Genomic DNA, 24,725 nt, shown 5'->3' with positions numbered 1-24,725 from the left:
AAATATTGACAAAAGGTATTATGAAAGCTATAATTACCTTTGTTGCCTTGAGGTGAGTACATTGAAATGGTCAATTATTCAATTGCAAAAGTTTCGTGAGAAGGGTTTAGCCCTTGATGAAACGATTGATGCAAATGAAGTGAAAAACATTGATCCTCAAATTCGTGATGTTTCTCCAATTCATGTCACGGGAAGAGCCGATATTAGTTCCGACAAAGTTACCTTTCATTTAAACATTAAGGGTGAACTTGTTCTGCCTTGTTCAAGAACGTTGGAAGATGTCTACTTTCCGGTCGATATAAATACGGTTGAAACCTACTTATTAAAAGCGAATGATTACGATCAGTATGAAGAGGAAGAAGTGCATAGAATCCAGGGAGATGTCATTGACTTGATGCCTGTCGTCAAGGAATTGCTTGTGCTTGAGATTCCAATGCAAGTTTTCAGCGATAAAGCTAAAAATGATGAAAACCTTCCGTCCGGCAAGAATTGGGAAGTCATTACTGAAGAGCAGGCTAACCAGTCGGAAGAAGAGGAGAAGAAAGTTGATCCTCGCCTTGCCGATCTTGCAAAGCTTCTTGAACAAGACAAGAACAATTAAGCGCGTGAACCAGCTCGTTCTGGCTTCATCATAACATACTTCTGTAAGGAGGTGGGAAGAAATGGCAGTACCTTTTAGAAGAACATCTAAAACAGCAAAAAGAAAACGCCGTACACATTTCAAGTTAAATGTACCTGGTATGGTTGCATGCCCAAATTGCGGGGAAATGAAACTAGCTCACCGTGTATGTAAAGAGTGCGGTACTTATAAAGGAAAAGAAGTTGTAAATAAATAATTATTTATTTACGGCAAAAAAGCGTGAAGAGGCCATGGCTCTTCACGCTTTTTTTGTGCCTCAATCTTAGGTTCAAACTTAGAGGGAGATGACCGGAATCCCGTAGGAAGTGTTCAATATTCAGACATTTTGTATTATAGTAAAAATGGAAGGCCTGTCGGATGGATCTACATAGCATATTCAACTAAATTAGGAGAAGAGGGATTGAATGCAGGATTATAAGCTGGAAAGAACTTATGAAGGAGCTCTTATATTCACTATAAACAGGGAAGAGAAAAGGAATGCTATTAATTACGCTGTAATGGACGGTTTGAAAGCCGCCATAGATGAAGCCGCAGAAAACGATGATATTAAGATGCTGATCATTACGGCTGCAGGAGACAAAGCGTTTTGTGCAGGCGGTGATTTAGAAACGTTCCATGGATTGCGAACAGAGGAACAAGCCTACTCAATGTTAAAGAAGATGGGAGACATACTCTATCAATTAGCTGTTCTTCCTAAGATGACAGCTGCGCTGATAAATGGCAGTGCAGTGGGGGGCGGCTGTGAAATTGCAGCGGCCTGTGATTTCCGTTTTGCCAGGAAAGAAACAAAGATGGGATTTATTCAGGGTAAGCTTGCGATTACTCCTGGCTGGGGAGGGGGCTCGCTTCTTTTGGAAAAGCTGCCTCATGGTGATGCATTGTTTCTGTTGGGAACAGCCGGGTTATACAGTGCAGAAAAAATGCATGAGTTAGGTTTTGTCACCGGCCTGATTGATCAGGCGGATGCCGGGCTTGTCATCCGCAAAATGGAGCAATTGCTTACTATTGATGTCCATGTTTTGGAGGCTTATAAAAAAGCAGCCAGAGAAAAGTGGGAAGCTGGCAATCTATATGAAAGAATAGACAGGGAAATCAGGCAATGTGCTATTCTGTGGGAAAAGGAAGAGCATCATACAGCAGTTGAAAACTTTCTTTCAAAAAAATAGAATCTTTTGTAATATATTCTATCTTTTCTACCATAAACATAAGTATGAATTACTAAATAAATTCATACAGGAGGGATAGAAGTGACATCTAATAGACAAGATGCCTGGAGCCAGGATGAAGATTTATTGCTTGCCGAGGTCGTTCTTCGCCATATTAGAGAGGGCGGTACACAGCTTCAAGCCTTTGAGGAAGTCGGGAAGAAGCTTTCAAGAACAGCTGCGGCATGCGGGTTCCGTTGGAATTCTTTCGTCCGCAAACAGTATAAGTCGGGGATTGAACTGGCTAAGAGACAGCGTAAAGAAGGTAAGAAGCCTGCAGCTTCCCCACAGCAGGCAGAGACAAAATCGGAACCTGCCTCAAAGCAAGAAGTTTCTTGCTTATCAAAGGAAGAAAAGAAAAGTGAGCCTTTAACATTAAATGGTGTCATTAGGTTTCTGGAAAGCTTGAAAGAAAATATAACACAAGATGAAGAAATGGAAGCTGCCTATAAAAAACTCGAAGAATATTGTAAAAAGCTTGAACAGCAGATCGAAAAGCTGAAGGAATCCAATGATATATACAAGGAGAAGCTTGAATTGCTTGAAGAGGACCACCAATCCTTGCTATCCATATTTGAAAAAGCACGAAAAATGGCCCTGCTGCAAGAGAATGATGATAAAGTGAAGTTTCAAATGGATAAGAACGGCAATCTTCAGAGACTGCAGAAATAACTTAATTACAATATTTTTTAAAAAGGTTGACGTGAGTGTCGGCCTTTTTTATTTGTGGCTATTCAATAAGTTTAGAGTGATTTCCGCTTCAGGCGTGCGACTCCGCGAGGGGGTGAGCCTCGGCTGAATAAAAAGGGTTATAATTAAGGGGTTCTGTTTTGAAATGCAAAATATGAATTAACATTGCTTTTTGTATAGTAATTCGCACCAACATTAAAAAGCAATTTGGCAATAAAAAAGCCTGGGCTTGGAGACACATGATCGAAGCCTTCTTTATCCCAAGATAAGCACTGGTTAGTGATTGCCTATTATCCAAAAGTCTCCATAAAATAAGCTGCCAAAATAAGAGGAGAAATTCCTCTTATTGAGGAAACAGCACGAAAAATTGAGTAAATAGAGGGAAGAATTCCCCCTATTTGCTCCAAAAGCATAAAATTGGACTATTTGACTTTACCTTAAGGGGAAAAATTCCCCTTATTTCCCCGAATTTACCTCCTTTTTGAAGAATAACGGGAAAAACTACCCTTATTATTTAAAAAATTAGAGGCTACTCAGAATTAAGGAAAAATATGGATTGGACTGCGAAATGGTGTGCTAATTTAGTTTTTGTATTTGAAATCCGAACCCGCGACGGTATAATGGAGTACATTTTATCAAAGAAAAAAGCACCCTGATGATGAATCAGGATGCTTGCGTCTTTTTTTAATGTTTTTGTTCGCTGACACCTTCAGGCAGCCAGATAAGCGGGTTTTGGCCTAAATCGCGTTCCATATCATAGGTTACCTTTTCGAAGCCCATTCTTTCCCAGAAGCCATGAGACTGTATCCGTGGATTTGTTTTGATAGCTATATTGAAGCTTTTGGCGAAATCCACAAGAACCTTTCCGTATCCTTTCCCTTGGTAGGCAGGCAGTACTTCCAGCTTCCAAAGCTCTAGGTAATTTTGCGGGGGATCAAAATATTGGTCATGTTGAGAGTCCCTTTGATACAAACTCATCCGGGCGATAAGTGTATCTCCGAAATAAATTCCGTAGAATGGAGATTCACTGTTATTTTCAATAATATTTGATTCCAGGTCTTCCAACATGGAAAGTTCTTGAACCCCATATTCCTTGAATTTTTTAAATTCTTCCAGTGTTTTGTAATTAACTTTAAGTTTTTCAACTTTTACAGTCATCTGCGGTACCTCCTGAGCATTTGATTGTTGTATATCTTTCTTCTCGAATGAATAGTATTAGTGTGCAGTTTTTCTAATATCATTTTTCATTCATTACTATATATGAAGAATATGATATTATCATTATATAACAAAAATACAAAAAATTCTGCACTTAAGTAAGAAAGCGTTTGCAGTTTTAGAAGGATTTTTTGTTTTTTTGTAGAAAGCTATTACTAGACAGCAAACTAGTGATAAGAAAGGGGATATGTTGTGCAGAAGATCTTAGTGGCAAACAGGGGAGAAATAGCTTCAAGAATTATCCGTACATGCAAGGAAATGGGAATTGAAACTATAGCAATCTATTCAGATGCTGACAAAGATATGCCTTATGTTAAAGAGGCAGACAATGCCTTCCGTGTTGGTGAACCGCCTGTAAATAAATCTTACTTGCAAAGTGATGCAATTTTGGAGATAGCACGCAGGGAAAATGCTGACGGGATTCACCCAGGTTATGGGCTGTTATCCGAAAACAGTGATTTTGCCAGGAAAACAAGAGAAAACGGGATAACATTTATCGGTCCATCAGCAGAAGTTATGGAAATGATGGGCGATAAAGTCGCTGCCCGGAAAACAATGATTGCGGCGAATGTACCTGTAGTGCCGGGAAGTAATGGCGGAGTTGCTTCAATTGATGAAGCAAAGGAAGTCGCTAAAGGAATCGGCTATCCAGTCATGCTGAAGGCCAGCAGCGGCGGAGGCGGTATTGGAATGATTCGCTGCAATGATGAGCAAGCGCTCGTTCAAAGTTTTGACTCTACTAAAAATCGTGCAAAAGCTTATTTTGGACAGGATGAAGTCTTCCTGGAAAAATGTATTGATGATGCAAGGCATATTGAAGTGCAAATTTTTGGTGATGACAAAGGAAACATCATTCATTTGTTTGAAAGAAACTGCTCCGTTCAACGGCGAAATCAAAAGGTCATTGAAGAGGCACCTTCTCCGGAATTGTCTCAGGAAGCTAAAGACAAAATGTTTGAAGCTGCTGTCCGGGCTGGGAAGGCTGTCAATTATGTCAATGCAGGAACAGTCGAATTCATCGTTGATAATGAAGAAAACTTCTACTTCCTTGAGATGAATACCCGACTCCAAGTGGAGCATCCAGTGACAGAAAGTATTACGAATCTGGACCTGGTTAAATGGCAAATCCTTGTGAGCAGAGGTGAAGAACTGCCGATATCGAGCCAGGATGGAATCAAGAGCGAAGGGCACGCTATAGAGTTCCGTGTCTATGCAGAAGATCCCAAAACGTTTTTTCCTTCACCAGGAACCATATCGTCTATTAAATGGGGCGAGGTGGAAAATGGACGGATAGACAGCGGGTATGAACAAGGAAACAGTGTAACGCCTTTTTATGACCCAATGATATCCAAAGTGATCATCACAGGTAAAAACCGTGGTGAATGCATAAATGAAGCTGTCAAATTTTTTGAAGAAACTGAAATCGAAGGTGTGAAAACCAATATCCCGCTCTTCAGGGATATTCTCCAGGAAGAGAGTTTTAAAGAAGGAACATATAATACAGCCTGGCTAAGTTCAAGGCTGACAATAAAAAAATAACATTGACTTAGGAGGAACTAACTATGAAAGAAATTACAGCATCAATGGCAGGAACAGTATTAAATGTATTGGTAGAGAGCGGAGCTGAGGTAAGCAGCGGGGAGACAATTCTTATGCTTGAATCAATGAAAATGGAAATCCCTGTGGAAGCAGAACAAGGCGGGAAAGTAGCGGAAGTAAAAGTGAATGTCGGCGATTTTGTCAATGAAGGCGACGTTCTCGTTACATTTGAGTAAGAAATTCCGGTGAAATTGACAGCAAGTCGATTATAAGCCTGTGAAATGAATACAAAGGGGGATTTTTCTGTGTCTCAAAAAACATACGAACACCAGCTTGAAGAGAAAAGGGAGAAAATATCCAGCGGCGGTCATCAAAAGTATCATGAAAAACAGAAGGAACAAAATAAATTATTTGTAAGAGACCGCTTGAATCTATTATTCGATAACGGAGAATATCAGGAAGACGGAATGTTCGCCAACTGCCAGGAGGAAGGACTTCCTGCTGATGGAGTGGTTACTGCTACAGGTAAAATCGGAGGCAGGACTGTTTGTGTGATGGCGAATGACTCAACCGTAAAAGCGGGTTCCTGGGGTGCCCGTACGGTTGAGAAGATTATCCGCATTCAGGAAACAGCACTGAATTTGAAGGTTCCGATCCTATATTTAGTCGATTCTGCAGGAGCGAGGATTACCGATCAGCTTGAAATGTTCCCTAACAGAAGGGGAGCAGGGAAAATCTTTCATAATCAGGTGAAAATGTCCGGCATGGTGCCGCAAATTTGCCTATTGTTCGGTCCTTCAGCTGCCGGCGGGGCATACATACCTGCTTTTTGCGACATCGTTGTTATGGTTGACGGCAATGCTTCTATGTATCTTGGGTCTCCTCGTATGGCTGAAAAAGTTATTGGGGAAAAAGTGACGCTCGAAGAAATGGGCGGAGCGAGAATGCACTGTTCCGTCAGCGGTGTCGGTGATATGCTTGTGTATTCTGAGGAAGAAGCGATAGAGTCTGCGAAAAAGTACCTATCCTATTTCCCGGCTAACTATCTTGAGAAACCTGCTGCGGATGTTGGGGTCAGCCCGAAAGAAGGCAGATCTTTGGAGCAGATCATTCCGGAACATCAAAATGCCCCATTCGATATGTATGAGTGCATTGATGCGCTGATTGATGAAGGAAGCTTCTTTGAAATGAAGAAGTTATTCGCTCAGGAACTTGTAACAGGTTTTGCACGGATTGATGGCAAACCGGTCGGAATTATAGCAAACCAGCCGAAAGTCAAAGGTGGAGTGCTGTTTGTTGACTCTGCAGATAAGGCGGCTAAATTCATCACTTTGTGTGACGCTTTCTCCATTCCGCTGCTGTTCCTGGCTGATGTCCCGGGATTCATGATTGGCACCAAAGTGGAAAGAGCCGGAATTATCAGGCACGGAGCAAAGCTGATTGCTGCCATGAGTTCAGCAACAGTTCCTAAAATCTCTGTTATTGTCCGTAAAGCCTATGGTGCAGGTCTTTATGCCATGGCTGGTCCTGCATTTGAACCGGATGTCTGCATTGCCCTTCCGACTGCCCAAATCGCTGTTATGGGGCCGGAAGCCGCGGTCAATGCTGTGTACTCCAATAAGATTCAGGCAATTGAAGATCCAAAAGAGCGTATAGCTTATGTTCAGGAGAAACAGAAAGAATATAAAGAGCATATTGATATCTATAAGCTTGCGTCTGAAATGATTGTCGATGAAATCACGGGGCCGAATGAACTGCGTGATGTACTGATTGCAAGGTACAAGATGTATGAAACGAAAGAAGTGCAATTCAGTTCAAGAAAGCACCCGGTATATCCTGTATAAACAGCAAAGGGTTAACCTGCAGAGACATTTCGCAGGTTAACCCTTTTTTATGGAGAATTACCGGCAAAAACTTTTAACAAATAAGCTGATTGTTATTTAAACTGTTTCTCTATTAAGACGGCAATGGTAAACTGATATTAGCAATATTAACCAGCATTATTCGGATTGAGGAGATCATATGAAAATAGGCATCATCGGCGGCGGGGCAGTCGGTCTGCTTTTTGCTGCTAACCTTGGAAAAGAATTTGATGTGACGTTATATGTAAAAAGAAAAGAACAGGAAGCAGTTATTAATAATCAAGGGGTTTCACTTAAGAGTGCTTCTATTCAATACCCAGTTTCTGTTAAAGCTTCAATAAATTTTGAAGGCATTGCCGAAAATGACCTAATCATCATTGCTGTCAAGCAGTACCACCTGATTGGCCTAAAGGACACCATCAAGAATATTCCTCATGAGATTCCACTGTTGTTCCTCCAGAACGGCATTGGCCACCTAGAGATGTTAAAAGGCCTCCTAAATCACCACATCTATGTCGGTACCGTTGAGCATGGGTCAATTAAATATAATGATAATACTGTAGTACATATGGGAAAGGGAAAAACGAATGCAGCTGTTTTTCGAGGGAACTCGGAGCCGCTCACAATGCTGATGTACAGAAGCAGTGATTTTCCTTTTCAGCTAAAACCTGATTATGAAATCATGCTGCTGGAGAAACTGGCAGTCAATGCTGTCATCAACCCTCTAACCGCCGTTCTTCGGGTGAAAAATGGCCAGTTGGTCAAAAATGCTGACTTTCTTAGTCTTGCACAGTCTGTTTTCAAGGAAATTCTTCTGCTGTTTCCACAATTAAAATCTGTCATCTCATTTGAAGACATTAAAGCAATTGGAAGTAATACGCGCGGTAACACGTCTTCTATGCTTGCTGATATAAAGGCAAAGAGGGAGACAGAGATAGATGCCATTTTAGGGGTGTTGGTCGAGAAAGGGAAGAAAGAGCACCTTCCGCTGACACTTATTCCCGCTTTGTATAAAATGGTCAAAGGACTGGATAATGAAAGGGGAAACAATTAAATGTCGTCTATTATTTCTAATTTAGTTGCGATATTCACCCTTCTTCCTTTTTTAGGTTATTTCACAACGTTCATCCTGATGAAGCAAATAACCGGTAAACATAAAAAAGCAGTTAATGCAGCTGTTAATGTCACGACCTTTCTTCTCATAGTGGCAGTCCATTTCATCGTACTGGCAATTTGGAATAAATCTTACTTATGGATCATAATGTTAGTGATGATTGTCAGCACGGGGCTCCTTTCAGTTATCCATTGGAAGATCAAAGAGGAAGTTATTTTCAGAAGTGTCATCAAAGGGGGATGGAGATTGAACTTTTTGTTATTCTCCATGGCTTATATTATCCTCATGTTATATGGAACAGCCTCCAGAATCGTTGATTCGTTATAAGCTGTTTTCAAAGACTGTGGAATTTGGATTTCAAACTTGTTTGAAACTATGGTGATTGGAGTGGACATCACTCAAATCTTTGTAAATAGCTACATATATACCAATAGATCGTTTAACAAACATTCCTGTTCAGGCAAGTTTTTTCCTTTTATTGTTGTGGAATGCTATACTACGAACAGTAGAAGATGGAAGAAAAGGAGTCATTTAAATGGAACTGGAAAGCTTATATATTCCAGCAACAAATCGTTTCGCTTCATTATACTTACAACAGGAATTCCCGGTAACTTCTTTTTTTCATTACACACTTACCAATCCGCGCCTTTATGAAGAAAGAATGTCTGACTTAACAAAGAGGGATTTTCCAAGAGCTGAGTTGGCGGATATCATAGCAGGATATATGAAGCCTTTTCCTATGGGAAGTGAAGTGCACGCTTCTCTGGAAAAGTTAAAAGGCGGTGCGCCGGTGGTCATTGGCGGCCAGCAGGCAGGTTTGTTGACTGGACCGCTTTATACTATACATAAAGTTATATCTATCATTAAACTGGCAAAAGAACAGGAAGATAAATTAAATTCCCCGGTGGTCCCAGTCTTTTGGATTGCTGGTGAGGATCATGATTATCTGGAAATCAACCATGTTTTTGCCGAACAGAATGGAAAGCTTGCAAAGTTAGGTTATCCTGAACGTGCGAATGACAAGCGAATGACAAGTGAGTTCGTATTTGAAAAAAGCACAATGATAAAGTGGGTCCGTCAGATAATTCACCATTTTGGCGAGACGGAATTTACAAAAGGGCTGCTTCACCACTTGGAGCATGCAATTGAGAATGCTGAAACTGTAGTTGATTTTTTCAGCACTATTATCATGTCCCTATTCAAGGATTATGGCTTATTGATTATCGACTCAGCCTACCCTCCTTTAAGAAAATTGGAGAAACCTTATTTCCTCCATCTCCTTGAGGGCAGCAGCAGCATTACCAAAAAGGTAAAGGCACAGCAGGAAATCATTTTGGAAAGAGGCTTTCCTCTTGCAATTGAGACCAAAGACCATGCTGCTAATTTGTTCATCACAGAGAATGGAGAGCGGATTCTTCTTGAAAGAGAAGGAAATGAATTTAAAGGGAAAAATGGCGAATTGACCTATACATTAAAGCAGTTGGAAGAGATCTTGCAATCAGAGCCTCACAGATTCAGCAATAATGTGGTCACAAGGCCTATGATGCAAGAATGGCTCTTTCCGACTCTTGCTTTTGTTGCCGGACCAGGAGAAATAGCTTACTGGGGGGAACTAAAGAAAGCTTTTGAGTGGGCCGGTATTAGCATGCCTCCGATTGTTCCCAGGCTGAACTTGACTTTCCTTGAAAGGGATGTCAGCAGAAATCTGCAGGAATTGAACCTTTCACTGAAAGAAGTACTGACAGAGGGCACAGAGAAAGATCGCCAGCAATATTGGGAATCAGTTAAGGACAAATCTTTTGATGCTAGTATAGATGCAGCAGAGGAAGATTTAATTGCATCATATGAAAAGATATTTATTAAGGCAGAAAATCTTGATAAAGGACTTGAAAGCATCATTGATAAGAATCTGGCTTTCCACAGGCAGCAATTTGGCTTCCTGAGATTAAAGGCGGAGCAGTCCATCAAGAAGAAGAACGAAGTAACCCTGAGGAAGTATGATCGAATCCAATCTTCCCTAAAGCCTGAGGGGGCTCCGCAAGAGAGAATGTGGAACCTGTATTACTTCATGAATAGGTATGGAGAAAACTTCATCTCTGAGTTAATGTCCCTGCCGATGGAGTTTGACGGGAATCATAAGGTCATCAAAATTTAAAATTCGTAAAGGAAGAGTCGATTACGTAATCGACTCTTCCTTTTTTTGCATTGATTGCTGTTTCCGGAGGTGAAAGATTCCGCTTCTGAAGTTCGCCTATTACAGGGAGGAACCTGGTACTGCCTGCAATGCGCTTGCTCAGGAATACGGAGAATGGTACTTAAACCCTGATCAATCCATTTTCTGTTATCAGTGAAAATGTAACAAAAAGAGTTTCAATAAAAAGCAGGAAATAGAGCGGTGAGGAAGAATTTAATTTATATGTGGAGAAAAGTGGGGGAATGTGGTACATTTGTGTTAGAAAGTGGGGGCAGTGGACATGTTCATGGGCGAATACCAGCATAACATTGATAATAAAGGCCGTTTAATCGTCCCCTCCAAGTTCAGGGAGCATCTTAGTGATGCCTTTGTGTTGACCAGAGGACTTGATCAATGTTTATTTGGATATCCGCTCGGGGAATGGAGAGCACTGGAGGAAAAATTAAAAGCTCTTCCGCTGACCAAGAAAGACGCCAGGGCATTTACAAGGTTCTTCTTTTCTGGAGCCACAGAATGTGAACTGGATAAGACCGGGCGAATCAATATTCCCTCCACGCTTACGGATTACGCAAAACTGGAAAAAGAATGTGTAGTATTGGGAGTTTCCAACCGAATTGAGATTTGGAGTAAGTCTTTATGGGAAGACTATTTCTCACAGTCAGAGGATTCTTTTGCAGAGATTGCCGAGAATATGATTGATTTCGATATTTAGAGCAAGCACTGCAAACCCGTAATCTAAGCGAAAAAAAGGCTATGCTACTATTCAAAACTGTTCGATTGGAAAGGTGAAGAAAAATGTTTGAACATACAACCGTATTACTGAAAGAAACAGTGGATGCATTGAACATCAAAAAAGACGGCATTTATGTTGACTGTACCCTTGGGGGTGCAGGACACAGTGAATATCTCGCCTCACAGCTTACAAGCAATGGAAAGCTCTATTGTTTTGATCAGGATCAGACGGCCATCGACCATGCGAAAGAAAAACTTGCATCTTATCTGGATCAAGTTACATTCATAAGATCAAACTTTCGTTACATTAAAGAGGAACTTGCTGATCTTGGCATCTACAAAGTAGACGGCATCCTGTTTGATTTAGGAGTTTCTTCCCCTCAACTTGATACACCTGAGAGAGGATTCAGTTATCATCATGATGCACCTCTTGATATGAGAATGGATCTTGAGGGCGAATTAACTGCCTATGAGGTAGTCAACCAATGGCCTTATGAAGATTTGGTGAGAATTTTCTTCAGATATGGAGAAGAAAAGTTTTCTAAGCAGATTGCGAGGAAGATTGAAGCGGCCAGGGAAACGAAGGCGATTGAAACAACAGGCGAATTAGTTGATTTGATAAAAGAAGGCATTCCCGCACCTGCAAGGAGAAAAGGCGGACATCCGGCGAAAAGGGTGTTCCAGGCGATCAGGATTGCTGTCAATGATGAATTGGATGCTGTCGAAGAAGCTCTTGAGAAATCAATTGAGATTTTGAAGCCGGGCGGAAGGATAAGTGTAATAACATTCCATTCATTGGAAGACCGAATCTGCAAAACGATTTTTAAAGAAAAGGCGGCCGGACCCGAACTTCCACCTGGACTTCCTATAATTCCGGATGAATACAAGCCGGAGTTAAAACTTGTGACCAGGAAGCCGATATTACCAAGTGATGGGGAATTAGAAGAAAATAACAGAGCTCGTTCTGCTAAATTGAGAGTGGCAGAAAAAGCATAGAGAAACAGGAGGGAGTAAAGAGAGTGAGTAACTTAGCCAGGAAGTATAAGGAGCAGACCATCCAACAGCCTCAAAGGCAGCAGGAAACAGCGCCGGCAAGAGAAGAAAGGCCGCTGATTACTCCCGGAGAGAAAATCCTTGTAGCACTAATAGCGGTCGTGTTTTGTTTCATGGCAGTCAATATTATCTCCACTCAGTCATCAATCTACAAAGCCAATAAAGAAATTCAGATTGTTCAATCACAGATTGAGAAGCAAGAGAAAGCCAACTCCGACCTGAAGCTGCAAATCAGCGAGCTGAGTACATACGAAAGAATACTTGAAAAAGCTAAAGAGCTGGGTCTTGATTTGAAAGAAAAGAATGTTAAGGTTGTGCAGAATCAATGAGTAAAAAGAGACCGGGAATGAGAATTGGGGCAGCCATCCTTTTTGGATTTTTCGGCTTGCTCTTTTTTGTTTTAATGGTTCGTTTTGTCACTATACAAGTTACAGGGGAAGCAGACGGCAAAGTCCTGGCTGCGCAGGCTGCAAAAAAATATCTTAAGAGCGGTGTACTTGAAGCAAGAAGAGGCACAATATTCGACCACAAAGGGGAAGTCATTGCTGAAGATACCTCTGCATACACGCTTGTGGCGATTCTTGATGAGTCAGTTTCGAATGGAAGTGAAGAGCCGAAACATGTACAGGATCTTGAAAAGACGGCAAGGGTGCTCGCCTCTTATCTCGAGGCGGATGAGTCCCAGCTCTATGAGCGGCTGACTAAAGGATCCGACCAGGAGCGTTTCCAGGTTGAGTTCGGAAGTGCCGGCAGGGGGATTTCCCATCAACTTAAGCTTGAAATTGAAAAAGAAGAACTTCCCGGCGTCACATTTGTAAAAGAGTCAAAACGGTTTTATCCAAACGGAATCTTTTCCTCACATTTAATCGGCTTTGCCCAGAAGGAAGAGAATGAAGGGAATGAAACTGAAATCGTCGGGAAGATGGGTATTGAACAAAGCCTGAATGATTACCTAAGCGGAAAAGATGGAAAGGTGAAATATGACAGTGATAAATGGGGCTATATCCTGCCTCAGACAGAGCAGCATGTGACACCTCCTCAAAACGGTAACGACGTTTACTTGACGATTGATAAGAAAATTCAAACGTTCCTGGAAGAAACAATGAGTAAAGTCGACAGGCAGTATAAGCCGGAGAAGATGCTGGCAATAGTGGCGGACCCCAAAACAGGAAAGATTCTGGCCATGGCGCAAAGGCCTACTTTCCATCCTGACACAAGGGAAGATCTTGTATCCTGGCAAAATGAAATTGTTGAATCTTCTTATGAGCCTGGTTCCACAATGAAAAGCTTTTCATTGGCTGCTGCGGTTGAAGAAGGGGTGTTTAACCCTAATGAATATTATCAGTCCGGCAGATATTACGTAGGGAGCCAATCGATAGGTGACTGGAATAATGGCCAAGGTTGGGGAACAATCACGTTTCTCCAGGGGCTTCAGAGGTCTTCAAACGTAGCTTTTGCAGAACTCCTTGAGAAAATTGGAGAAGAAAAATTTAGAACATATCTGGATTCTTTTGGTTTCGGGAAAGCAACGGGCATCGATCTTCCAAATGAAAGTGCCGGAAGTATACTTTATAATTATCCAATAGAAAAAGTGACAACAATATTTGGACAGGGAACAACAGTGACTCCACTTCAATTGATCCAGGCAGAAACAGCTATTGCAAATGCTGGTAAAATGATGAAACCTTACGTAATTGAAAAAATTGTTGATTCTGATACGAAAAAAACGATCAAGAATACGGAACCTGAAGTGGCAGGTACTCCCATTTCTGAAGAGACGGCGAAAAAGGTAAGAGAATATTTAGCCTCTACAGTTACTGCTGAGAAAGGTACGGGGAAGCCATTTGCAATCGAAGGATATGATGTAGCGGGGAAATCAGGAACTGCTCAAATAATAGATGAAAATGGAAAATACCAATACGGGAAAGAAAACTTTTTATTCTCTTTTTTAGGTATGGCTCCCGCTGATAACCCACAGCTGATTGTCTATGTAGCTATCAAGAAGCCGTCATTAAAGGATAGTGAAATTGGTTCTGACCCTGTTTCAGACGTCTTCAATCCGGTTATGCTGAATAGTCTGAAATACTTGAACATTAAACCGGAAGAAAGTAAAAGCATTAGGAAATCAGAACTGGCGGATTTAACGGAACTATCCGTAGAAAAAGCGAAAAAGCAGCTGGAAGAATCGGGACTTGCCCCCGTTATTATAGGAGATGGCAATAAGGTAGTAAGCCAATCTGCTGCAGTGGGCGATGTGCTCCTTCAAGGAGAAAAGGTTGTTCTCCGTACGGATGGGAATTTAACGATTCCGGACATGAAAGGCTGGTCAGTCCGAGATGTCTTAAAGGTTACTAAGCTGGCAAACCTTAAGCTTAATATGGTGGGTACGGGATATGTAACGAAGCAGAACATAAAACCGGATTCCTCGTTCAGCGAGTCTGAGCCGCTTGTCGTGACATTCCAAACACCTGAAGAGCAGCTTGAGGAACAAAATGCTCCAAGTGAGCCTGATGAAAATGCACCATTGAATTAACCCAGGGCCGGAGAGGAATCTCCGGTCTTTTTATGGATTTAATTGTTAGATCGTTTCAAGAAGCATAGATCCCTCTCATTAATGCGCAGGCATTGTCTCCCTGTTCCTAACATACTTTAACTTGTACAGGCATATAATGGAACGAGCCAAATAAGGGGAGGTTCTTCGTGTGAAAAGGGTATCGAATGTAACGGTAAGAAAGAGGCTGGCGTTTGCGTTGGTAATGGGAATATTAGTGTTCGCGATCATAGATGTAAGGCTTGGATATGTCCAGTTTTTCATGGGGGACAAGCTGACAAGCTGGGCGAAGGATTCGTGGAGCCGGAACATTCCTTTTGAACCTGAAAGAGGAAAAATTCTTGATAAGAATGGAGTGGAGCTGGCAACCAACCAGAGTGCCCCGACTGTATTTGTAGTTCCACGGCAAATAACAGATCCGGCCAAGACGTCAGAAAAACTGGCGGCAGCCCTGAATCTGCCGTTGGAGGAAGTCTATAAATATGTGACGAAATCGGCTTCAATGGTGAGAATTAACGAAGCAAGAAAAATATCATATGAAAAAGCGAAGGAAGTAAGGGATTTAAATCTTAAAGGTGTTTATATTGCGGAAGACTCCAAAAGGTATTATCCTTTTGGAAGTTATTTATCCCACGTTCTTGGTTTTGCGGGAATAGACAATCAGGGACTGATGGGGCTTGAGGCATATTATGACAAGGAACTGAGCGGTGAAGGAGGCTCTGTTAAATTTTTTTCAGATGCCAAAGGGAAAAGGATGCCGGATATGGCAGATGACTATGAAGCCCCGGTTGATGGACTGGATCTAAAACTGACCATTGATACCAAGGTCCAGACAATTATAGAAAGAGAACTTGATATTGCAGAAGCTGCCTATAAACCTGACGGGATTATCGCTATCGCAATGAATCCTAATAATGGTGAAATATTGGCAATGTCAAGCAGGCCTACCTTTGACCCTGCGAATTTCAGGAATGTCCCTCAGGAGATATATAACCGAAACCTTCCTATCTGGAGTACGTATGAGCCGGGGTCGACCTTCAAAATCATAACACTGGCTGCCGCACTGGAAGAAAATAAAGTGGATCTTACAAAAGAAAAATTTCACGATCCTGGTCATGTGGAGGTTGCAGGGTCTACTCTCCATTGCTGGAAAAGAGGCGGCCATGGCACACAGACATTCCTTGAGGTCGTGCAGAACTCATGTAACCCCGGCTTTGTGGAACTCGGTGAAAGGCTTGGAAAAGAAACACTGTTTAAATATATTAAGGATTTTGGATTTGGTGAAAAAACCGGGATCGACTTGCAGGGAGAGGGGAAGGGACTGCTCTTTAATCTTGACCGTGTAGGCCCGGTTGAACAGGCGACAACTGCTTTCGGTCAAGGTGTCGCGGTGACGCCGATTCAACAAGTGGCTGCCGTCTCGGCTGCTGTCAATGGCGGGACCCTTTACCAGCCTTATGTTGCCAAGGAACTGGTCGATCCACAAACGGGTGAAGTGGTAATGAGAAATTCCCCCCAGGCAAAAAAACAAGTGATCTCTAAAGAGACCTCTGAAAAAATCAGATATGCTTTAGAGAGTGTGGTGGCACAGGGAACCGGTAAGGGAGCTTTCGTTGAAGGCTACAGAGTCGGAGGTAAAACTGGTACGGCCCAGAAAGTGAAAAACGGCCGCTACATGGAGAATAATCATATTGTATCTTTCCTAGGTTTTGCACCTGCAGACAAGCCGGAGATTGTCGTTTATCTTGCTGTAGACAATCCTAAAGGCACAGTCCAATTCGGGGGAGTAGTTGCAGCACCAATTGTAGGGAATATCATAGGCGACAGCCTGCGTGCAATGGGAGTGCCTCCTAGAAAAGACCAAATTGAAAAGGAGACAACATGGCTGGATGTACCTCTTCTGGAAACTCCTGATCTTGTAGGGATGACTCGCAAAGAGCTTCAACAGCAGCTGATCAACCTTAAGCTTGATATAAGCGGGGAAGGCGATAAAGTCGTGGCGCAGTCACCTGATCCGGGAATGAAAATTAAAGAAGGGGCAACCATACGGGTACAAATGGCGGATTAACAGAGTTGAGAATGCAGGAAGAGCAATGTCCTGAAATCGGATTGAGGTTCACTGATTCGGTTTCAGGCAATTCACTGATAGTACTCATTCTTTTCAAATTGTAATCATAATGATAGAACATAGGCACATTAGTTTATTTCTAAAAGGTTGTTGAATTGATCACAATTCAAATAAGGCATGATTCTGAAGGTCAGTGAGCCTGGGAGCCGAAATCAACTAACCACCTGACAAAACCAACAATGTTGGAAAAGAGGGTTATAGGAAAAGTGATATCCGTCCCATTGGATGGCCACTCAGATGGATTTTATAAAATTCACCAATAACTAATATTAAAGGTTGATAGATTTCGTTCATGTTTTTCTGTAAAATAAAAATGGTTGCTTTACATACATGAGGAGTTGAAATGATGAAATTGCACACTTTGCTGGGAGTATTGCCGTTTTACACCACCAGGGGCAAGGGGAATCCTGAAATTGCAAACTTAAAAAACCATCATAAAAAAATTGATCATGGTGATTTGTTTTTTTGTATAAAAGGATCCGAAGTGGATAGCCATACACTAGCAAAAGAAGCAGTTCTCTCCGGCGCGGCGGCAGTTGTCTCCGAAAAAGAAATAGATCTTGATGTGCCTGTTATAATCGTAAGGGACTCAAGAAGGGCAATGGCGATACTTTCAGACTTTTTTTATCATCATCCAACGAGGGCGCTAAGGCTCATTGGGGTTACTGGAACGAATGGAAAGACAACGACAACCCACCTGATGGAACGGATATTCAGTGCTGCTGGTGATAAAACAGGTTTAATCGGCACCTTATATGTGAAAACAGGAGATGAAGTAATTGCCAGCAAGAATACCACACCGGACAGCCTGACACTTCAGCAGCTGTTCAGTGGATTCGTGAAGACTGGGGTAAAGCAGGCTATCATGGAAGTCTCGTCGCATGCCTTGTATCAGGGCAGGGTCCATGGCTGTGATTTTGATGTGGCTGTCTTTACGAATATTACACAAGATCATTTGGATTACCATCGTACAATGGAAGAGTACAAGAGTGCGAAAAGCTTGTTATTTTCACAATTAGGGAACTCATATGACAGCAAAAGGTCCAAGGTAGCAATAATCAACCGGGATGATCCGTCAGCAGAATTCTTTATCCGTTCAACAGCTGCCCATGTCGTTACTTATGGTTTGAGTACCCTTGCAGACTTCTGCGCGGAGGATATAGAGCTTCGCCCTAATGGATCCAGTTTCACTCTCATCACTCCGAATGAAAGTATTAAAATGAATATCCAGCTTGCTGGCAAGTTCAATATTTACAATGTTCTTGCTGCAGCCGCTTCTGCGTATATCTCGAAGATTCCTTTGGAAGATATCAAAACATCCCTGCAATCGGTTAAAGGGGTGAGCGGCAGGTTTGAACATGTAGAAGCGGGACAGGATTTTTCCATTATTGTTGATTATGCACATACACCTGACAGTCTTGAGAATGTCCTGAAGACCATTGAAACAATTAAAGAAAATAAGGTGACAGTAGTGGTTGGCTGTGGTGGAGACAGAGATAAAACCAAAAGGCCGATCATGGCAGAAATAGCCTGCCGATACAGTGATCATGCCGTTTTCACTTCGGATAATCCAAGAAATGAGGATCCTCTGGAGATTATTAACGATATGAAAGCTGATTTGAAGCACACTAATTTCAATGTGATTATTGACCGGCAGGAAGCTATTGATTATGCTGTTTCCCAAGCCGGTAAGGGAGATGTGGTCCTGATTGCCGGAAAGGGACATGAAGCGTATCAAATTATTGGAGACAAGGTTACAGCATTCGATGACAGAGCAGCTGCGAAGGATGCCGTAAAGAGGTTGAATTGATGCTGACCTATAAGGATATTAAGAAGATGACTGCTTCTTCCACAGGGATAGATGATCCGGAGCTTTTATTTGAGTCTATTACTGCAGAAGCAGATGTTCCGATGCCTAAAGGCCTCTTCATTCCATTCTCCGATGAAGAACTGTTTAAATCGATTCACAATGGGGCAGTGGCAGCCATTTGGCTGAAAGGGAGGAAACTTCCAGCGTGGCTGCCGAACCATTTCCCGTTATTTATAACAGACAATCCAATAGAAGATGTACTAAGGATACTCGATGATTACTACAATAATTCGAAACAAGAAGAGTGGGGAAAAATGACAACATTTATTTTTAGAGAAGAAAAGGGCAAACTATATAAAATATCAGAAAAAGAACAATATTCCAGATTGAAGGAAATTGCCGAAAAATCATTATTATTGAAAGGGGGGGAATAAGATGCTGGAGAATGTAATCTTCTATACTATCCTTATGGGATTCGTGGTGACGGTGTTTCTGTCTCCCATCTTCATTCCCTTCTTGAGAAGGCTGAAATTCGGTCAGAGCATCAGGGAGGAAGGCCCGAAGTCCCATCAAAAAAAATCAGGGACTCCGACAATGGGTGGTCTGGTATTTCTGCTGTCGATCATCATAACTACATTGTTTATTACAAGTCGATACTCTGAACTGGGAGCGGAGACGTTCTTGCTGCTTCTGGTAACGGTTGGATTTGGAATATTGGGCTTTTTGGATGACTTCATCAAAGTGGTGATGAAAAGGAATCTCGGATTGACTTCCAAGCAAAAGCTTGCCGGCCAGATTGTTATATCAGCCGTATTCTTTTACATTTATCAGCAAAACGATTTTGCTTCCACTGTATCCATTCCGTTGACAGACATAAGTGTCGACTTGGGATGGTTTTATGTGTTGTTCATTATCTTCTGGCTCGTAGGGTTCTCCAATGCTGTCAACTTGACAGATGGACTGGATGGCTTGGTTTCCGGTACATCTGCCATTGCTTTTGGTGCTCTTGCCGTACTTGCGTGGAACCAGTCACAATATGATGTGTCCATTTTTGCTGTGGCTGTAGTCGGAGCGGTTTTGGGCTTTCTTGTGTTTAATGCACATCCTGCAAAGGTTTTCATGGGTGATACAGGCTCTCTGGCTCTGGGAGGAGCGATAGCTGCCATAGCCATTTTAACCAAACTTGAAATTTTATTGGTACTGATAGGCGGAGTGTTTGTCATTGAAACATTATCTGTAATCATCCAGGTGATATCTTTCAAGACTACAGGAAAACGTGTTTTCCGGATGAGCCCTCTTCATCATCACTATGAACTGGTAGGGTGGTCAGAATGGAGAGTAGTGGTGACATTCTGGACAGTCGGCCTTCTTTGTGCAGTTTTAGGAATATATATTGAGGTGTGGATATAATTGAAGACAACGCTTAAGTTTAAACACAAAAAAGTACTAGTATTAGGGTTAGCCAAGAGCGGTGTTAGTGCTGCTTCGCTTCTGCATAAGCTTGAAGCCTTTGTTACCGTAAATGACATGAAGCCATTCTCCGAAAATCCAGAAGCACAAGGACTTCTGCAGCAAGGCATCAAGGTGATTTGCGGAAGCCATCCAATTGAATTGCTTGATGAAGGTTTCAACTATATCGTGAAGAATCCGGGGATCCCATATAACAATCCCCTTGTCAGCGGGGCTCTGGAGCGTGGTATCCCGGTGATTACAGAAGTGGAGCTTGCCTATTTAATTTCTGAAGCTCCTTTTATCGGGATTACCGGGACAAATGGAAAAACAACAACGACTACACTAATATATGAAATGCTCCACAAAGGCGGGAAATTGCCGCTTATCGCTGGAAATATCGGAACGGTTGCTTCAGAAGTCGCACAGGATGCCAAGGAAGAGAACAACATCGTAATAGAGTTGTCTTCTTTCCAATTGATGGGGATTGAGACATTCCGTCCCAAGGTAAGTATTTTCACCAATTTGTATGAAGCTCACTTGGATTACCATGGTTCAATTGATGAGTATGCAAAAGCAAAAGCGAATATCACCGCTAACCAAACAGCGGAAGATTACCTGATCATTAATGGAGACCAGCCGCAGCTGGAGGAAGTTTTAAGTTTTTCAAAAGCGCAGAAAATTTATTTTTCAACAAAGCGGCTCCTTGAATCAGGTGCAAGTATCCATGATGGAGCACTGCAATACAATAACGAGAAGATCATCGACATTGCGTCCATCGCCTTGCCAGGAAAGCATAATCTGGAGAATATCTTATGTGCTGTCATCGCATCGAAACTAAGCGGTGTGGACAATGAATCTATTTCTGAAGTTCTGAAAACTTTTACAGGGGTCAAGCATAGAACCCAGTTTGTACGCACTCTTGATGGCAGGTCTTTCTACAACGATTCCAAGGCAACGAATGTCCTTGCTGCAAAAAGTGCTCTCGAAGCATTCAACCAGCCCACGATCCTGCTAGCAGGAGGCCTGGATAGAGGAAACAGTTTTGATGACCTCATTCCGTATATGAATAATGTGAAAGCATTGATAACATTTGGGGAGACTGCGTCAAAATTGGCTGAAACAGCCGATAAGGCAGGCATACAAACAGTAAAACATGTCGATAATGTAGAAGCTGCCGTACCTGCCGCTTATGAGATTTCAGAGGAGGGAGATATCATCCTGCTGTCGCCTGCTTGTGCCAGCTGGGATCAATATCGCACTTTTGAAGTCCGCGGTGACATTTTTATCGATGAGGTGCATAAGCTATAGTAAGGGCTTGTCTTTTTTGGAGCAATAAGAGTAAACAGCGTGAATTGACAGCAAAAATCAAGGGTTTTGATTGCTCGAAACGGCTCAAATAAGTCTATCGAGGTGTTAGAATTGCCTTTAAAAAAATCAACTCCCGACTTTATTTTGATTGTCGTAACGTTATCTTTGCTGGCTATTGGGCTTATAATGGTATATAGTGCCAGTGCTGTGTGGGCCGACTACAAATTCGAAGATACGTTTTTCTTCGCCAAGAGGCAGATGCTCTTTGCCGGAGTGGGGATTCTGGCTATGTTCTTTATCATGAATGTGGATTATTGGACATGGAGAACCTGGGGCAAGGTAATTATTATCGTTTGTTTTGTTCTCCTGGTACTGGTGCTCATTCCAGGGGTAGGCGTGTTAAGGAATGGTTCAAGGAGCTGGATTGGAGTCGGTGCCTTTTCCATTCAGCCATCTGAATTTATGAAACTGGCCATGATTGCTTTCCTCGCGAAATACCTTTCTGAACATCAAAAGTACATAACTTCATTTCGTAAAGGGGTCATACCGTCCCTATTGCTTGTCTTCACAGCTTTCGGGATGATTATGCTTCAACCGGACCTGGGAACGGGAACGGTCATGGTCGGAACAGCAGTCGTCATGATCTTCATCGCCGGTGCCAAAATCAGCCACTTTGCTGCAATGGGATTGGTAGGACTCGCAGGTTTTGCAGGGCTGGTCCTGTCTGCGCCATACCGGATCAAAAGGATCACCTCTTTCCTCGATCCCTGGGAAGACCCCCTGGGCAGCGGATTCCAGATGATACAGTCACTTTATGCGATTGGACCGGGAGGGCTTTTGGGACTTGGGCTTGGGGAAAGCAGGCAAAAATTCTTTTACCTGCCGGAACCACAAAATGATTTTATCTTTGCCATTTTGGCTGAAGAACTTGGATTTCTCGGAGGAAGTCTCGTGCTTCTGTTGTTTTCCCTGCTTTTATGGAGAGGGATACGCATAGCCTTAGGAGCGCCTGATCTTTATGGAAGCTTTCTTGCTGTCGGGATCGTCTCGATGATCGCCATACAAGTGATGATCAATGTAGGGGTAGTAACCGGGTTAATGCCTGTAACTGGCATCACTCTTCCGTTTTTGAGTTATGGGGGCTCTTCGCTGACTCTTATGCTTCTGGCAGTGGGGGTGTTGCTGAACATAAGCCGGTATGCAAGATACTGACCATATCCAACGGACCACAACTATTTGTTTGTGGTCCGTTTTTTATTTTGGTCTATTAGTATGACAAAACAAATCAACTAATTTACAGTTAGATGACATTCTAATTATCAACGTCCGAACCTGTTTAAAATATAGTAGTATAGGGAATACGCTAAAAGGTCTTCACACTGGTAAGAGAATTTTATTTTTGATAAAATTTCTCATTGGAAAAATATGCTGAATTCATGGGGATACCGGAGATCGTCACTCTGAAAAATGAAAATGGGGCATTGCGCATGTCTCAAAATACAAAAAATAGAAAAATATTATGAAAATAACGGTCTACCCTCTTTAATCATCTTTTCCCTTCATATAGAATAAAGGTAATGAAAACGAAAAGCGAAAGCTCTGATTTCATACAGGTTACTCGATGCTTCATCTTGAAAGAAAAGAATAGTTTTACATAGCGGAAAAGGCCATGCCTTTTCCTGGTCGGTATGATTATTGGAGGGGAAATGAAGTATGGACAAGGGGAAAATTGTGTCCTTGGAAGAACGTATTCCGAAACTGAAACAACATCGAAAGAAAAAAGCGAATCGAAGGCTTACATTTTTATTATCGCTCTTTCTTCTTCTTATATTGGCAGTCGTTTATTTTCAGTCGTCCCTAAGTCAAGTAAAGGATATCGTCATTACTGGAAACCATTTGGTATCAAAAGAGTCCATTCTCAATAAGATCACTATTGAAAAAGGTACAAGTGTTTGGAGTGTCGACAGATCTCAAACAAAGCACGAGTTGGAGAAGATACCTGAAATCTCCAGTGCTGAAGTGAAGTTGCAGCTGCCAAATACAGTTAAGGTAGTTGTAGAGGAATTTGAGAAGGCGGCTTATTTAATTAATCAAACAAACTTCTATCCAATACTGGAAAATGGAGACTTGCTGGATTCGAGGGATTTAAATGCTCTGCCGACAGACGCCCCGATCCTTATAGGTTTCAAGGAGGATCAGGTGCTGAAGGACATGGTAAGTGAGTTGAAGGGTCTCCCTTCAGAAATTAAGAACTCCATTTCTGAAATTGTACTGGCGCCCAAAAAGACAGATCCTTACCATGTGTCTCTGTTCATGAATGATGGTTATGAAGTCAGTGCCTCAATCAGGACCTTTTCTGAAAAAATGGTTCATTATCCTTCGATCGTAAGCCAGCTTAATCCATCTGCCAAAGGGGTTATCGATCTGGAAGTTGGCTCATACTTCAGGGAATATGAAACGGAAGGAGAGCCAGAGGGTGAAGAAGATGAAAGTGAAAGTTAGGCATGTCATCCTGTCCTTAGTTTGTCTGGTCCTCGGTTTCATCCTGGCTTTTTCCTACAGTCTCGCTAACTCCGAGAAGAAAGAAGGAGTTCAGCTGACAGACGGACAATGGAAAAAAGAAGATGAATTACGTGGTCAGCTGATAAGTTTACAGGAGAAAAACTCTGAGCTGCAAAACGAGCTCTATGAGAAACAGCAAAAGGTAGTGAACATTGAAAAAGAACTTTCTCAGGAAAAGCAAATTTATTTCAATATGGCTGAAGATGCTGAAAAATACAGGATGTATTTGGGGAAAGTGAAAGTGAATGGACCGGGAGTTAGTGTAACTTTATCCGACTCGCAATACAATCCTGATGAACCGAATGTTAATAATTATATTGTCCATGAACGCCATGTATTCAAGGTGATTAATGAATTATATATCGCCGGTGCTTCAGCTGTAGCCATCAATGGGCAACGTCTTAAGCACAACTCATATATTCTTTGTACCGGTCCGGTCATTACAGTGGATGATGTCCCTTCCAATGCTCCATTTGAGATAACGGCAATAGGAGATCCGGAAGTATTATCGTCGGCATTGAACCTGACCGGCGGTGTTAAAGATCAGTTGGTTAATGAAAACATTGGATTCACTCTGAAAAAGGAAAATAAACTGATTCTTGACCCTATTATAAGTGAATCGTAAAGCAGGGATACAGAATCTTTGGAAAATGGAAAGCAAGGTGAA

General features: G+C 42.0%; 23 protein-coding genes. 22 read left to right on the top strand and 1 reads right to left on the bottom strand.

Annotation, left to right across the window (positions count from 1 at the left end):
- Positions 1 to 61 precede the first annotated feature (61 nt).
- The 4 genes from M1E09_RS14940 (at position 62) to M1E09_RS14925 (ending at position 2,517) form a co-directional block, all read left to right on the top strand.
- Positions 62 to 601, top strand: coding sequence for a YceD family protein (locus tag M1E09_RS14940; protein ID WP_456271639.1), 540 nt, complete (start codon positions 62 to 64; stop codon positions 599 to 601).
- Positions 602 to 662: 61 nt separating this feature from the next.
- The gene (gene rpmF / locus M1E09_RS14935) at positions 663 to 836 is read left to right on the top strand and encodes a 50S ribosomal protein L32 (protein ID WP_006836756.1); all 174 of its coding nucleotides are present in this window, start codon (positions 663 to 665) and stop codon (positions 834 to 836) included.
- Positions 837 to 1,044: 208 nt separating this feature from the next.
- On the top strand, positions 1,045 to 1,806 hold the full coding sequence (locus M1E09_RS14930; RefSeq protein ID WP_456271638.1) for an enoyl-CoA hydratase/isomerase family protein: 762 nt from the start codon (positions 1,045 to 1,047) through the stop codon (positions 1,804 to 1,806).
- 81 nt (positions 1,807 to 1,887) lie between these two features.
- Complete coding sequence (locus M1E09_RS14925) at positions 1,888 to 2,517, top strand: RsfA family transcriptional regulator (RefSeq protein ID WP_456271637.1); 630 nt, start codon at positions 1,888 to 1,890, stop codon at positions 2,515 to 2,517.
- A gap of 702 nt (positions 2,518 to 3,219) precedes the next feature.
- Here the strand turns inward: M1E09_RS14925 and M1E09_RS14920 are convergent.
- Positions 3,220 to 3,693 carry an N-acetyltransferase gene (locus M1E09_RS14920; RefSeq protein WP_456271636.1) on the bottom strand — a complete coding sequence of 158 codons (474 nt, stop codon included), beginning with the start codon at positions 3,691 to 3,693 and terminating at the stop codon, positions 3,220 to 3,222.
- A 252-nt stretch (positions 3,694 to 3,945) separates the two neighbouring features.
- On the opposite strand from M1E09_RS14920, the gene M1E09_RS14915 reads away from it, so the two are divergent.
- The 18 genes from M1E09_RS14915 to M1E09_RS14830 all read left to right on the top strand — a co-directional run bounded on the left by M1E09_RS14915 (position 3,946) and on the right by M1E09_RS14830 (position 24,683).
- On the top strand, positions 3,946 to 5,292 hold the full coding sequence (locus M1E09_RS14915) for an acetyl-CoA carboxylase biotin carboxylase subunit (RefSeq protein WP_456271635.1): 1,347 nt from the start codon (positions 3,946 to 3,948) through the stop codon (positions 5,290 to 5,292).
- 23 nt (positions 5,293 to 5,315) lie between these two features.
- Complete coding sequence (locus M1E09_RS14910; protein WP_456271634.1) at positions 5,316 to 5,528, top strand: biotin/lipoyl-binding carrier protein; 213 nt, start codon at positions 5,316 to 5,318, stop codon at positions 5,526 to 5,528.
- A gap of 45 nt (positions 5,529 to 5,573) precedes the next feature.
- On the top strand, positions 5,574 to 7,136 hold the full coding sequence (locus M1E09_RS14905; RefSeq protein ID WP_456271633.1) for an acyl-CoA carboxylase subunit beta: 1,563 nt from the start codon (positions 5,574 to 5,576) through the stop codon (positions 7,134 to 7,136).
- Positions 7,137 to 7,314: 178 nt separating this feature from the next.
- Positions 7,315 to 8,208, top strand: coding sequence for a 2-dehydropantoate 2-reductase (locus tag M1E09_RS14900; protein ID WP_456271632.1), 894 nt, complete (start codon positions 7,315 to 7,317; stop codon positions 8,206 to 8,208).
- Positions 8,209 to 8,595, top strand: a complete 387-nt coding sequence (locus tag M1E09_RS14895; protein ID WP_456271631.1) for a DUF3397 domain-containing protein — start codon at positions 8,209 to 8,211, stop codon at positions 8,593 to 8,595.
- 208 nt (positions 8,596 to 8,803) lie between these two features.
- Positions 8,804 to 10,423, top strand: coding sequence for a bacillithiol biosynthesis cysteine-adding enzyme BshC (bshC, locus tag M1E09_RS14890; protein ID WP_456271630.1), 1,620 nt, complete (start codon positions 8,804 to 8,806; stop codon positions 10,421 to 10,423).
- A 319-nt stretch (positions 10,424 to 10,742) separates the two neighbouring features.
- Positions 10,743 to 11,174: a division/cell wall cluster transcriptional repressor MraZ gene (mraZ, locus tag M1E09_RS14885; RefSeq protein WP_456271629.1), complete on the top strand. Its 432-nt coding sequence runs from the start codon at positions 10,743 to 10,745 to the stop codon at positions 11,172 to 11,174.
- 83 nt (positions 11,175 to 11,257) lie between these two features.
- Positions 11,258 to 12,190 (top strand): 16S rRNA (cytosine(1402)-N(4))-methyltransferase RsmH, encoded by a 933-nt coding sequence (gene rsmH, locus M1E09_RS14880; RefSeq protein WP_456271628.1) that lies wholly within the window; start codon positions 11,258 to 11,260, stop codon positions 12,188 to 12,190.
- A 23-nt stretch (positions 12,191 to 12,213) separates the two neighbouring features.
- A complete protein-coding gene (gene ftsL, locus M1E09_RS14875; protein ID WP_456271627.1) occupies positions 12,214 to 12,576 on the top strand; it encodes a cell division protein FtsL in 363 nt (120 codons plus the stop codon).
- The gene (locus tag M1E09_RS14870; protein ID WP_456271626.1) at positions 12,573 to 14,780 is read left to right on the top strand and encodes a penicillin-binding protein; all 2,208 of its coding nucleotides are present in this window, start codon (positions 12,573 to 12,575) and stop codon (positions 14,778 to 14,780) included. Before ftsL ends, M1E09_RS14870 begins: the two co-directional genes overlap by 4 nt.
- A 223-nt stretch (positions 14,781 to 15,003) precedes the next feature.
- Positions 15,004 to 16,866 carry a stage V sporulation protein D gene (locus M1E09_RS14865; protein WP_456275007.1) on the top strand — a complete coding sequence of 621 codons (1,863 nt, stop codon included), beginning with the start codon at positions 15,004 to 15,006 and terminating at the stop codon, positions 16,864 to 16,866.
- Between the two features lie 406 nt (positions 16,867 to 17,272).
- Entirely contained in the window at positions 17,273 to 18,736 is a 1,464-nt protein-coding gene (locus tag M1E09_RS14860; protein WP_456275006.1) for a UDP-N-acetylmuramoyl-L-alanyl-D-glutamate--2,6-diaminopimelate ligase, read from the top strand.
- Complete coding sequence (locus M1E09_RS14855) at positions 18,736 to 19,170, top strand: hypothetical protein (RefSeq protein WP_456271625.1); 435 nt, start codon at positions 18,736 to 18,738, stop codon at positions 19,168 to 19,170. Before M1E09_RS14860 ends, M1E09_RS14855 begins: the two co-directional genes overlap by 1 nt.
- Position 19,171: 1 nt before the next feature.
- A complete protein-coding gene (mraY, locus tag M1E09_RS14850; protein WP_456271624.1) occupies positions 19,172 to 20,146 on the top strand; it encodes a phospho-N-acetylmuramoyl-pentapeptide-transferase in 975 nt (324 codons plus the stop codon).
- Positions 20,147 to 21,496, top strand: coding sequence for a UDP-N-acetylmuramoyl-L-alanine--D-glutamate ligase (murD, locus tag M1E09_RS14845; protein WP_456271623.1), 1,350 nt, complete (start codon positions 20,147 to 20,149; stop codon positions 21,494 to 21,496). It begins immediately after the preceding gene.
- A gap of 111 nt (positions 21,497 to 21,607) precedes the next feature.
- The gene (gene spoVE, locus M1E09_RS14840; RefSeq protein ID WP_456271622.1) at positions 21,608 to 22,708 is read left to right on the top strand and encodes a stage V sporulation protein E; all 1,101 of its coding nucleotides are present in this window, start codon (positions 21,608 to 21,610) and stop codon (positions 22,706 to 22,708) included.
- Positions 22,709 to 23,209: 501 nt separating this feature from the next.
- Positions 23,210 to 23,998 carry a cell division protein FtsQ/DivIB gene (locus tag M1E09_RS14835; protein ID WP_456271621.1) on the top strand — a complete coding sequence of 263 codons (789 nt, stop codon included), beginning with the start codon at positions 23,210 to 23,212 and terminating at the stop codon, positions 23,996 to 23,998.
- Entirely contained in the window at positions 23,982 to 24,683 is a 702-nt protein-coding gene (locus M1E09_RS14830; protein WP_456275005.1) for a DUF881 domain-containing protein, read from the top strand. Before M1E09_RS14835 ends, M1E09_RS14830 begins: the two co-directional genes overlap by 17 nt.
- Positions 24,684 to 24,725 lie beyond the last annotated feature (42 nt).

The organism is Bacillus sp. AK031, from assembly GCF_053903065.1.
This window is presented reverse-complemented; position numbering and strand designations above follow the sequence as displayed.